Origin of the sequence: Staphylococcus sp. GDY8P45P (genome assembly GCF_017892745.1) — a bacterium.
Classification (GTDB): Bacteria; Bacillota; Bacilli; order Staphylococcales; family Staphylococcaceae; genus Staphylococcus; species Staphylococcus cohnii.
This window is the reverse complement of the sequence record NZ_JAESLS010000009.1, coordinates 1-12,135: the sequence shown is the minus strand read 5'-3', so window position 1 is coordinate 12,135 and position 12,135 is coordinate 1. Positions and strand designations below refer to the sequence as shown.

The following is a 12,135-nucleotide window of genomic DNA, read 5'->3' as shown; positions in this document are numbered from 1 at the left end:
CATCATTTTTTAAAGCATTACTATATTAAAATCAAACATTTCTTTGTTTTTAAATTCAACAGTATAATTCTAAATATAGTAATACAATTTCGCTATCTATTGTAGCACTTTAAAGCTGATTATGATATTACCGCGCTTAAATTTAACTGTTTATATAAGAATTCTTTTACATCTTCTCTATTTAGTGTTTTACGCTAAAAAAGGTTTCATGTGAAACTGTAACTGTTGTTGCTACATTTCAAATGAAACCTTCACTTCAATTTCAATATATTTTTTTCGCAAAAATAATGCGTCCAGAAGATGTTTGTAATAAACTGACGACTTCTAAATCAACGTGCTCACCAATATGTTTTTTAGCATTATCTACGACAACCATTGTACCATCCTCTAAGTAACCCACTGCTTGTCCGGCTTCTTTGCCCATCTTAGTTAACAATAAGTTAAGTCGATCACCTTGGTGAACCGTTGGCTTAATGGCTTCTGATAAATCATTGACATTTAGTACTTGAATCCCCTGTATATGACAAACTTTATTTAAATTAAAATCTGTAGTTATAATTTGAGCTCTATAATGGAGCGATAGTTTAATTAACATTGCATCTATATCACTGTGTGATTTTGTAGGTTGTATGATACGTGTAGGGTGTTGTGCATCATGTAATGCATTTAGCATATCTAAGCCTCTTTGCCCTTTTTCTCTCTTCACACTATCGTTCGCATCTGCAATGACTTGCAGTTCATTAATCACACCTTGCGGAATTAGGATTTCTCCATCTACAAAACCACATTCTAAAACATCTAGAATACGTCCATCTATAATTGCACTCGTATCAATCACTTTTGGCATCGCATTTCGTGTGTTCATAGCCATAGAACGCGTCATGTTTTCTGGCAAAAACAAAAGCATTTCATCACGCTTACGTAAACCAAATTGAAAACCTAAATATCCCAATATGATTGTAACAATGATTGGTACAAAATGATTTAACACATTGTTGCCAATAATTTGGAAAATAAATGATATCATTACGGAAATAAGCAACCCTATAATGAGTCCAATTGTGGCAAACAATATTTCTATCGCACTTTGACGCATAATCATTTGTTCTAGATCTTTCATTGCTAAAGTTACCTTTTTAATAAACCATCCAAAGATTACAAAAAATAGTATAATCCCTAATAGCCCATTGAAATAATTATTTGTAAGTAGCATGAAATGACTCAAACCAGCATCTGCAATAATTTCTGGAATAAGATACACGCCTAAACTTGCACCCAATATAATATAGCACAAGATTACAATGAGTCTTATCATGTTCAAATGCTAACGCTCCTTTCGCATGAAAGCTATTTTGATTACATGAGCCATGTAATCATTTAAATATATGTTGTTGATTAATGTTTTGTTAAGGCATATTTTAATGCCTCGTGCACATTTGTCACACCAATGACTTTGATATTGCTAGGAAATTCCCAGCCCCCAATATTAGATTCAGGAATAATAATGCGTTTAAAACCTAGTTTTTCCGCTTCTTGTACACGTTGTTCAATGCGAGAAACACGTCTCACTTCTCCGGTTAAACCAACCTCACCAATAAAACAATCTAATCCATCTACAGTTAAATCTTTAAAACTTGAGGCTGTAGCAACAATGATTCCTAAATCGACAGCAGGTTCTGTTAATCTTACGCCACCAGCTACTTTAATATAAGCATCTTGTTGTTGCAGTAAATAATTCTCTTTTTTCTCTAATACAGCCATCAACAAACTTAAACGATTGTGATCTATTCCTGTAGCCATACGTCTAGGGTTATTAAAGGTTGTTGGTGTTACTAAGGCTTGAACTTCAATTAATAATGGTCTTGTACCTTCCATCGTAGACACGATTGTTGAACCTGGAACATTCGTAGAACGCTCTTCTAAAAACATTTCTGAAGGGTTTTTAACACCTTTTAATCCACTCTGCTTCATTTCAAAAATACCCATTTCATTCGTAGAGCCAAAACGGTTTTTCACCGCTCTTAAAATACGATAAGCATGATGCTCATCACCTTCAAAATAAAGTACCGTATCTACCATATGTTCTAACAGACGAGGCCCTGCAATCTGACCTTCTTTCGTTACATGACCAACAATAAAAGTGGCAATATTTAGTTGTTTAGCTATATTCATCAAGCTCTGTGTACTCTCCCTCACCTGAGATACCGAACCGGGCGCAGAGCTGATTTCAGGGTGGAAAATGGTCTGTATAGAATCTACAACAAGCAAATCAGGCTTCAATTGTTTAACTGTCTCATGTATCACTTCTAAATCTGTTTCTGCAAATACATTTAAATTACTTGAGTCTTCATCTAATCGATCCGCTCTTAATTTTGTTTGGTTTAATGATTCTTCACCAGTTATATATAAAACATTTTTATCTTGTGATAATGCAGCACATATTTGTAACAATAGTGTTGATTTACCGATACCTGGATCGCCACCAATTAATACAAGCGAACCATTTACAACCCCGCCACCAAGCACTCGATTAAATTCTGCTGAATTCGTTTTAATACGTGGTGTTGTCTCATGCTTAATATCATTTAACTTCTGTACTTTGGCAGTATTTTCGCGACTACGTACACCATGTTTTGGGCTTGTCGTTTTCTGTTCTATTATTTCTTCCATTTGATTCCATCCACCACAGTTAGGACATTTCCCCATCCATTTAGGCGACTGGTAACCACATGCCATACATTCAAAAACCACTTTCTTTTTGGCCAAAACTGCACCTCCATCTTTATTGAACAAATCTATTTTATACCTATGTTTATGTAAAAACAAATTTTATTTACAAATGATTTATTTTGATATTTTATATGCTAAATAAATAGCTTTATATTGTAATATACAAATGAATATATTGCAAAAATCTATTTTTTTAAAATAACACTATTATGTCTACAGCACCATCAAAAAGATATACTTTCTTGATATCCAAATTAGATACAAGTTAACATCATATTTCTTCATCATACTGTATCACATTTGCTTAATAAAAAAAGCGTTTCTCAAGCTATATATAAATACTTGAGAAACGCGTTGGCACTATTACCTATATTTATCTAATTTTATGATTCAGAAGTTTCTTTTTCTTTTTTATCTTCTGTTCTATCTTTAATATCATATTTATATTCTTTACCGTCATGATCGATATAGACATTTTTACCTTCGATTTGGTTACCATCTAAGATTAACTCACTCAAGTTATCTTCAATTGTTTTTTGAATTTCTCGAATCAGTGGTCTAGCACCATACTCTGGGTCATATCCTTCTTTAGCGATGCGTTCTTTAGCTGCATCAGACACGATAATGTCGATATCTTGTTCTGATAAACGATCTGTAAGTTTATTTACCATCATTGTCACAATTTCTTTCAATTCATCTTGAGAAAGTTTGTGGAATACAATGATGTCATCTACACGGTTTAAGAATTCTGGACGGAAAGCATTTTTCAATTCTTTCATCATTGTCTTACGGATTGATTCATAATCTTGTCCTTCAGATGCGCCGCCAAATCCTGCAAAACGTTGATCTTGTAATTCTTGGGCACCAACGTTAGATGTCATAATAATCACAGTATTACGGAAGTCTACTTGACGACCTTTTGTATCTGTTAGATGTCCGTCATCTAATACTTGTAACAAGATATTAAATACATCAGGGTGCGCTTTTTCGATTTCATCAAATAATATAACTGAATATGGTTTACGTCTTACTTTTTCAGTTAATTGACCGCCATCATCATGACCAACATAGCCTGGAGGCGCTCCTACTAAACGGCTGACAGCATGTTTTTCCATGAACTCACTCATGTCTACACGAATCATTGCATCATCTTCACCAAACATTGTTTCTGCTAATGCACGTGCTAATTCTGTTTTACCGACACCTGTAGGGCCTAAGAAGATAAAGCTACCAATTGGTCTTTTAGGATCTTTTAATCCAGCTCTTGCACGTCTCACTGCTTTACTGATTGATGTCACTGCTTCTTTTTGACCAATAACACGTTTATGCAACGTATCTTCCAAGTTAAGCAAGCGATCAGATTCTGTTTCATTAATTTTTGTTAATGGAATGCCAGTCCAACCAGCGATAACTTCACCAATATCTTCTTCAGATAAGGATGTGTTCGCGCCGTTTTGGCTATTTTTCCAATTATTGTTTGCTTCTTCGTATTGTTTTTCTAATTTAGTTTGTTTATCACGTAAATTAGCTGCATTTTCAAATTCTTGTGCATGTACAGCTGCATCTTTTTCATTTTTCACTTGTTCAATTTCTTGTTCCAACTCTTTTAAGTTTGGTGGTGTTGTATGGCTTTTTAGTCTTACTTTTGAACTTGCTTCATCAATTAAGTCGATGGCTTTATCTGGTAAGAAACGATCAGATACATAGCGATGACTTAATTTCGCTGCTGATTCTAAAGCTTCATCAGAAATGTTAATGCGATGATGTGCTTCATAACGATCACGTAAACCTTTTAAGATTTCAATTGTATCTTCAACAGTTGGTTCATCTACTTGAACAGGTTGGAAACGACGTTCTAACGCTGCATCTTTTTCAATATTTTTACGGTATTCATCTAGTGTAGTCGCACCGATACATTGTAGTTCGCCACGTGCCAATGCTGGTTTTAAGATATTTGATGCATCGATAGCACCTTCTGCACCACCAGCACCTACTAATGTGTGTAGCTCATCAATGAAAAGAATGACGTTACCTGCTTGGTGAATTTCTTCCATAACTTTTTTCAAGCGTTCTTCAAATTCACCACGATATTTCGTACCAGCAACGACTGTTCCCATATCTAATGACATCACACGTTTACCTTTAAGTGTTTCAGGTACTTCATTATTAACAATTGCAAGTGCTAAACCTTCAGCAATTGCTGTTTTACCGACACCTGGTTCCCCAATTAATACTGGGTTGTTCTTAGTACGTCTGCTCAATACTTCAATCACACGCGTGATTTCTTTATCTCTGCCAATGACAGGATCTAGTGTGCCATCATTAGCAATTACTGTTAAATCACGTGCAAGACTATCTAACGTTGGCGTATTATTGGATTTATTTGCCTGTGCATTTTTATTACTCATTTCAGGACTTCCTAAAGCTTTCACTACTTGAGCGCGTGCTTTAGTAATGTTTAAGTCTAAATTAGCAAAAACACGTGCAGCCACGCCTTCATTTTCTCTAATTAAGCCGAGTAATATATGCTCTGTGCCGACGAAGTTATGGTGTAATTTTCTTGCTTCATCCATTGATAACTCAATAACTTTTTTAGCACGAGGTGTGTAATGTAACGCACCCATTTGTTCTTGACCGTGGCCAATTAATTTTTCAACTTCTGTTACTACTTTTTCTTCAGTAATATCAAAAGATTCCAACACTTTTGCTGCAATACCTTCTGGTTCTTTCATTAAACCTAAAAGTAAATGTTCTGTTCCTATATTTGAATGATTTAAGCGAATTGCTTCTTCTTGAGCATGTGCCAATACACGTTGTGCACGTTCTGTCAGTCTACCAAATAACATAGCATGACCTCCTAATTTATATGTTCTCTTAATATATCTGCTCTTTTTTCGTTAACTGTCCTATCATCTTCATCATCTAATAAGAATGGCGATTGAATTGCAACCATCAACTCATTAAATTTGAAGTCTTCTAAATCAATATAGTCTAAGTCTATACCTAATTTTACTTCACTTAATCTAAATGATGCTTCTTCCATAGATATTAGTCTACTATATTTTAAGATACCTAACGAACGATATACTCTATCTAAAGTTTCAATTTTATTATGCTTGCTTAGTCGTTCGCGAATTTGCATCTCTTCATTAATAATTTGTTGTACTACTTCAGTTAAACTTTCAATAATTTCTTCTTCTGTTTTTCCAAGTGTCAGTTGATTGGAAATTTGATAAATGTGACCGTATACTTGAGAACCTTCACCATAGATACCTCTTATCGTGAATCCAAAACGATTTATCGTTTGAGCGATTCTATTCATCCGCTTCATAATCGTAAGTCCAGGTAAATGTAACATTACGCTTGCTCTCATACCAGTACCAATATTCGTCGGACAGGTAGTTAAATAACCAAGTGTTTCATCAAAACTCACATCTAATTCACTGTCTAGTGTGTCATCCAATGCAGAGGCTCTTTCGTATAATGTTTGTAATGATAAATCATTACCCATGGCTTGAATTCGTATATGATCTTCTTCATTAACCATAATGCTTAAAGATTCATCTTCATTTAAAAGTACTGCAGCAGCAGGTCTCTTTATTAACTCGGGACTTATAAGATGTTTCGCTACAAGTTTATATTTGCTCTGTTGATCCATCGTGTCTAATCTCTGTATAAACATGTTAGGAAGCGCATCTTGAACTTCATTTATCACTCTATTGCCATCTTGTTCTGATGCAAACATCAAAGGGTGTACATGATTTTCTAAATTTCTGGCCAAACGCAATCTCGAAGACATTACGATTGGACTTTCTGCTTCGTCTCTCATCCACTCACTAATGTGAGTGCTGATATCATTTTTACTCATCATGTTTCACCTCGCTGTCTTCTTTCAATGCTTTAATTTCATCTCTAACAACTGCAGCTTCTTCAAAATTTTGTTCTTCAATCAACTGATTTAAATAAGACGTTTTCTCTTCTATTTGTTTTTTTAAAGCTAACTTTCTATGTGAAGAGCGCGGTGTTTTTCCAGTGTGTTCGATTTGACCACCTTGTACACGCCGTACAATATCGACAATGTCATCTTTAAAAGTTGCGTAGCAGTCTGCACAACCAAATTTACCAACATGCGCAATATCTTTTAATGTCATTTGACAAGTAGGACATCTCTTCTCTTCTTTAAATGCAATTTCATCGAAATCAATACCGTGTTTCGCTGCTAAATGTTGTAATATTTGTTTTACAACAAACGCACCTTCAATGTCATCTTGTGACTGCATTTGTTGGTTTTGAGTCCACGGGTTACCGCCTTGCGCGCATGTAGCACAAACCCATTTTTCATGTACACCGTCTTGTCCTTTAACTGCTAACTTTACCTCTGCTTCATTTAAATGACAATTTTCGCACAGCACGACTAAACACCTCTCTTAATTTCTTTAATAATAATTTATTACATGTAATATTCGTTTCACTATATTAGCACGTATAATATCTCTTGATAATACATCCATTTTCAAAGTTTCTCTATCAATTACAGCGTAAATCATTTTTGCTTCGCGTTCACTAATATAAGCTTTATCTAACAAACCATCTATGATGTAATATGCTTGCTGTTGTGAAATAGATGGTCCGATGAGTTGAAGTAAATGATTAATGTAACCTGTTTCATCTTTGTTTTCAATTTTAGTGATTCGAATATAACCACCGCCACCTCTTTTACTTTCTATTTCATAACCATGTTCATTTGTAAAACGTGTTTTAATCACATAGTTTAGTTGAGAAGGCACACAGTCAAATCGCTGTGCAATATTGGCACGTTGAATTTCAACAACGTCTTCATTGGTGTCTTCAAATAATTTTTTAATGTACTGTTCTATGATGTCGGACATGTTATGCATGATTATCACCTCTTTTGACCTTCTTTGACTATATTATATGACCAACTTTGACCTTTTTCAACCAATATGTTTTAAATTTTTTCGTTTTTAGATGTAAGTAAGCGCTTGTTTATTGTATTATAGGAATTAAGAAAAAATTTAAAGGGATGAATTATTATGCATATTATTATCGGTTTAATTGGTATAGCTGTGTTTCTTGGGTTAGCTTTCCTCTTTAGTTCTGACAGAAAAAATATTCGCTGGCAATACATCGGTTTATTACTCGTAATACAACTTGTATTTGCGTTTATATTATTAAAAACAAAATTTGGTATTACGGTCATTGGTGGCATTTCAGATGGCTTTAATTATTTATTAGCTAAAGCTGCTGAAGGTGTCAATTTTGTATTTGGTGGATTTGAATTTGTAGATCCTGAAAATCCACCGTTCTTCTTCAATGTATTATTACCAATCGTTTTTATTTCAGCATTAATTGGTATCTTACAATACACAAAAATATTACCGTTCATTATTAATTATTTAGGTTTAGCTATTTCTAAAGTAAACGGAATGGGTCGCTTGGAATCATATAATGCGGTGGCAGCGGCAATTTTGGGACAATCAGAAGTTTTCATTTCACTCAAAAAAGAATTAGCACTTATCCCTAAACAACGTCTTTATACATTAACTGCTTCCGCGATGTCTACAGTATCGGCTTCTATTATAGGTGCTTATTTCACATTAATTGAACCCAGATATGTAGTTACAGCTGTAGTATTAAACTTATTTGGTGGGTTTATCATTGCTTCTATTATCAATCCATATAAGGTAGATGCAAAAGAAGATAAATTAATTGTTGAAGAAAGTGAAACAGAAAAACAATCCTTCTTCGAAATGTTAGGGGAATATATTTTAGATGGGTTTAAAGTTGCTGTAATTGTAGGTGCGATGCTTATCGGTTATATAGCAATTATCGCTTTGTTAAACGGCGTTGTGAGTGCAATTTTCACTGCAGTTTCTGGTGGAAGTATTACATGGGATTTCCAAACTTTGATTGGATTTATATTTGCACCATTAGCATTTTTAATTGGAGTACCTTGGGACGATGCTGTTCAAGCTGGCTCGATTATGGCAACAAAATTACTATCTAATGAATTTGTCGCTATGCAAAGTTTAAATGAAGTTAAAAATATCAGTGACCACGCTAAAGGTGTAATCTCCGTATTTGTTGTTTCTTTTGCTAACTTTAGTTCTATTGGTATTATTTCCGGCGCAATCAAATCACTTAACAATGAAAAAGGTGATATGGTAGCGCGCTTTGGTTTGAAACTTTTATTTGGTGCAACACTTGTATCATTTATTTCTGCAGCAATCGCAGGTTTCTTTATCTAATTAAATTGACAAAAAGAAAAAAACAGGTCAATCCATTTTGGAATTGACCTGTTTTTTTCTTGCGCTGTATTAAACTTTCTCAATTGTCGTAGGTGTTACAATATGTTCAATGAAATATTGCGTTACGCGATAATCTTCTGTTAATTCTGGATGGAAAGATACACCTAAATAACGGCCTTCTTGAACTGCTACAATTTTCTCACTAACTGTGCTCAATATCGTAGCATTCCCATGTACTTCTACAATATGTGGTGCCCTGATAAACACACCTTCTATATCTTCTGCTATACTAGTAATATTTAAATGACTTTCAAAACTATCCACTTGTCTTCCAAACGAATTTCGTTGAACCGTAATATCTAATTTATTGAGATATCCTTCTTCTCCAACAATATCCTTTGCCATAACTATAAGACCTGCACAAGTCCCGAACATAGGTAATTTAGATTGTTGTAATGCTTCTTTAAACCCATATAAATTCATTAAACGGCGTAACGTTGTCGATTCACCACCTGGTAGTATAAGACCATCAATTTCGTCTAATTGTTCCACATGTTTAATGGCAATACCTTCGTGGCCACTTAATTCAATATGCTTCAAATGTTCTCTCACAGCACCCTGTAAAGCTAAAACACCTATTTTCATATTACCAACCACGCTCTTGCATACGTTCTTCTAGTGATAAATCATTAATGTCTAAACCTTTCATTGCTGTTCCCAACTCTTTAGCTAATCTACCAATCAATTCGTAATCTTGATAATGTGTCGTAGCCTGTACAATTGCTTTTGCAAATTTTTCAGGATCTTCTGATTTAAAAATACCAGAACCAACAAATACGCCATCTGCACCTAATTCCATCATCAAAGCAGCATCTTGTGGTGTTGCTACACCACCCGCTGCAAAATTCACAACTGGCAACTTGCCATTTTCTTTAATTGATTTTAATACATCAAAAGGTGCGCCTATATTTTTAGCTTCCGTCATAATTTCATCATCATTCATTACTGTTATACGGCTTACTTCAGCATTAACTTGTCTAATATGTCTGACAGCTTCAACAATATTACCAGTACCAGGTTCGCCTTTTGTACGTAGCATTGCCGCTCCTTCGCCTATACGACGCGCTGCTTCACCTAAATTACGACAACCACAAACAAATGGTACTGTAAAAGTATCTTTGCGTAAGTGGAACTCTTCATCAGCAGGCGTTAAAACTTCTGATTCATCAATATAGTCAACACCCATTGCTTCTAGTACACGTGCTTCTGTTATATGACCAATACGTCCTTTTGCCATTACAGGTATAGAAACAGCATTCATTACTTCTTCAACGATTTTAGGATTGGCCATTCTAGCAACGCCACCAGCCGCTCTAATATCTGAAGGAACACGTTCTAATGCCATTACAGCAACTGCTCCTGCCTCTTCTGCAATCTTCGCTTGTTCAGCATTGACAACGTCCATAATAACGCCGCCCTTTTGCATTTCAGCCATTCCTCTTTTAACTCTTTCTGATCCAGTAAATTTAGACATTTTATTTACCCCTTTACTTAGTTGATTAAATTCATTTTAAAAGATAAACTGGTATTTAAAAAGGTACACTTTTGAAATAATTTAGGGGGTCAGTTTATTGTCTAAAAATCATCTTTATATCAATTTATACGAAAATTTAAAACAACAAATTATTGAAGGACAATATAAGTCTGAAGATAAATTTCCGTCTAAACGTGTGTTAGGACAACATTTATCTGTAAGTAACACAACAATAGAACATGCATATCAGCTATTATTAGATGAAGGGTATATTTATTCTAAACCTCGTTCGGGTTATTTTGTTTCAGATATAGAAACGCTTCCAATTGTCACAAGAAAACCAGATCAATTCTATATTCATAATCACTCAAAAAATAATCATGATGCAGTACAGTCAGACCATTCATTAGCATTTAATTTATCTGAAATTGATGCTGAATATTTTCCTATGAAACAATTTAGAAAATATGCAAAAGATGCATTTGAAGATGAAGAAATTGATTTACTACAACATGCTAATTTAAAGGGAGAAATTTCATTAAGACAAGAAATTGCGCATTACTTATTTAATAGCCGTGGCGTTAACTGCCGACCTGAACAAATTATCATTGGATCTTCAACAGAGCAGCTTATAAACCTTTTAACTGACATTTTAAATGATGGTCGGTTTTTAATAGAAAATCCTAGCTACCCACCTATTAAGCAAGTATTAGATAAAAAGCAAATTGCTTATCTTCAAGTACCAGTAAATAGTACAGGAATAGAAATAGATTGCTTTCAGAAATCAAATAATAATATCGCATATGTCACGCCATCGCACCAATTTCCAACAGGTTATGTCATGAGTTTAAAAAAAAGAACCCAACTTATCACTTGGGCACAACAAAGCACTGATAGATATATCATTGAAGATGATTATGATTCTGAATTTCGCTACTTCGGCAAACCCATTCCTGCTTTACAAAGTCTTGATACTAAAGACAAAGTAATATATATTAGTACCTTTTCCAAATCTTTATTTCCAAGCTGTCGAATTGCATATTTAGTTTTACCAAATAATTTACTATCAAAATATGACAAGTTAGAAAACAAAGAAGGAAATACAGTACCTGCGCATACACAAAAAATAGTTTCACACTTCATGAAATCAGGTAGTTTTGAAAGACATCTCAATAAAATGAGAAATGTATATCGTCATAAATTAACAACAATTTTAAATGCATTAGCTCCCTATCAATCACAATTAACAATAGATGGTGCTTTAGCGGGTATGCATTTTACACTCACTGTTAAAAATCATTTGACTATGAAGCAATGCTTAGAACGTGCAAAGGCAAATGATTTAAAAATAATACCCTTTAACAAATATGATAGTGACCAAAGCACAGTTAAATTCATACTAGGCTTCGGTGGCATCCCAATATCACAACTCAAAGCACATACAGACGCACTGATTAAATCATTAACGGTCTAGTATGAATTTCTTTGCTAGATTTCCTACTAGCTAAAATTTCAGAATAGTAAAGTACCACTCTCAATTTATTGAGCTAGTGGTACTTATGCATGTGTATCAACTCAATGTTACAGTTCTTCGAACTGGAA

Annotated in this window: 10 protein-coding genes; 2 read left to right on the top strand and 8 right to left on the bottom strand. The window is 34.3% G+C overall.

From position 1 onward, the window contains the following. Window positions 1-262: 262 nt before the first annotated feature. The 6 genes from KA873_RS09890 to KA873_RS09865 form a co-directional block, all read right to left on the bottom strand. Entirely contained in the window at window positions 263-1,321 is a 1,059-nt protein-coding gene (locus KA873_RS09890; RefSeq protein ID WP_210140279.1) for a PIN/TRAM domain-containing protein, read from the bottom strand. Window positions 1,322-1,395: 74 nt separating this feature from the next. Then, on the bottom strand, window positions 1,396-2,766 hold the full coding sequence (gene radA, locus KA873_RS09885; RefSeq protein ID WP_107384976.1) for a DNA repair protein RadA: 1,371 nt from the start codon (window positions 2,764-2,766) through the stop codon (window positions 1,396-1,398). A gap of 347 nt (window positions 2,767-3,113) precedes the next feature. After that, window positions 3,114-5,576, bottom strand: coding sequence for an ATP-dependent Clp protease ATP-binding subunit (locus KA873_RS09880; protein WP_107384975.1), 2,463 nt, complete (start codon window positions 5,574-5,576; stop codon window positions 3,114-3,116). A gap of 11 nt (window positions 5,577-5,587) precedes the next feature. Beyond that, the gene (locus KA873_RS09875; RefSeq protein ID WP_019468586.1) at window positions 5,588-6,598 is read right to left on the bottom strand and encodes a protein arginine kinase; all 1,011 of its coding nucleotides are present in this window, start codon (window positions 6,596-6,598) and stop codon (window positions 5,588-5,590) included. Next, window positions 6,591-7,142: a UvrB/UvrC motif-containing protein gene (locus KA873_RS09870; protein ID WP_019468587.1), complete on the bottom strand. Its 552-nt coding sequence runs from the start codon at window positions 7,140-7,142 to the stop codon at window positions 6,591-6,593. The genes KA873_RS09875 and KA873_RS09870 overlap by 8 nt, the downstream gene beginning before the upstream one ends. Window positions 7,143-7,166: 24 nt before the next feature. Then, window positions 7,167-7,628: a CtsR family transcriptional regulator gene (locus KA873_RS09865; RefSeq protein ID WP_019468588.1), complete on the bottom strand. Its 462-nt coding sequence runs from the start codon at window positions 7,626-7,628 to the stop codon at window positions 7,167-7,169. A gap of 156 nt (window positions 7,629-7,784) precedes the next feature. Here KA873_RS09865 and KA873_RS09860 point away from each other — a divergent pair, with 156 nt between their 5' ends. Next, window positions 7,785-8,999: a NupC/NupG family nucleoside CNT transporter gene (locus tag KA873_RS09860; protein WP_107384973.1), complete on the top strand. Its 1,215-nt coding sequence runs from the start codon at window positions 7,785-7,787 to the stop codon at window positions 8,997-8,999. Window positions 9,000-9,068: 69 nt separating this feature from the next. On the opposite strand, the gene pdxT is transcribed toward KA873_RS09860, so the two are convergent. Both pdxT and pdxS read right to left on the bottom strand, forming a co-directional pair. Further along, window positions 9,069-9,644 carry a pyridoxal 5'-phosphate synthase glutaminase subunit PdxT gene (gene pdxT / locus KA873_RS09855; protein ID WP_119517583.1) on the bottom strand — a complete coding sequence of 192 codons (576 nt, stop codon included), beginning with the start codon at window positions 9,642-9,644 and terminating at the stop codon, window positions 9,069-9,071. 1 nt (window position 9,645) lies between these two features. Continuing rightward, window positions 9,646-10,533, bottom strand: a complete 888-nt coding sequence (pdxS, locus tag KA873_RS09850) for a pyridoxal 5'-phosphate synthase lyase subunit PdxS (protein WP_019468591.1) — start codon at window positions 10,531-10,533, stop codon at window positions 9,646-9,648. A 97-nt stretch (window positions 10,534-10,630) separates the two neighbouring features. Here pdxS and pdxR point away from each other — a divergent pair, with 97 nt between their 5' ends. Beyond that, on the top strand, window positions 10,631-12,007 hold the full coding sequence (gene pdxR, locus KA873_RS09845; protein ID WP_210140278.1) for a MocR-like pyridoxine biosynthesis transcription factor PdxR: 1,377 nt from the start codon (window positions 10,631-10,633) through the stop codon (window positions 12,005-12,007). Window positions 12,008-12,135 lie beyond the last annotated feature (128 nt).

What these genes read in the sequence shown, in the direction of transcription:
- KA873_RS09880 (WP_107384975.1), bottom strand. Translation starts at nt 5,576, where the DNA reads ATGTTATTTGGTAGACTGACAGAACGTGCACAACGTGTATTGGCACAT.
- KA873_RS09875 (WP_019468586.1), bottom strand. Translation starts at nt 6,598, where the DNA reads ATGAGTAAAAATGATATCAGCACTCACATTAGTGAGTGGATGAGAGAC.
- KA873_RS09865 (WP_019468588.1), bottom strand. Translation starts at nt 7,628, where the DNA reads ATGCATAACATGTCCGACATCATAGAACAGTACATTAAAAAATTATTT.
- KA873_RS09860 (WP_107384973.1), top strand. Translation starts at nt 7,785, where the DNA reads ATGCATATTATTATCGGTTTAATTGGTATAGCTGTGTTTCTTGGGTTA.
- pdxT (WP_119517583.1), bottom strand. Translation starts at nt 9,644, where the DNA reads ATGAAAATAGGTGTTTTAGCTTTACAGGGTGCTGTGAGAGAACATTTG.
- pdxS (WP_019468591.1), bottom strand. Translation starts at nt 10,533, where the DNA reads ATGTCTAAATTTACTGGATCAGAAAGAGTTAAAAGAGGAATGGCTGAA.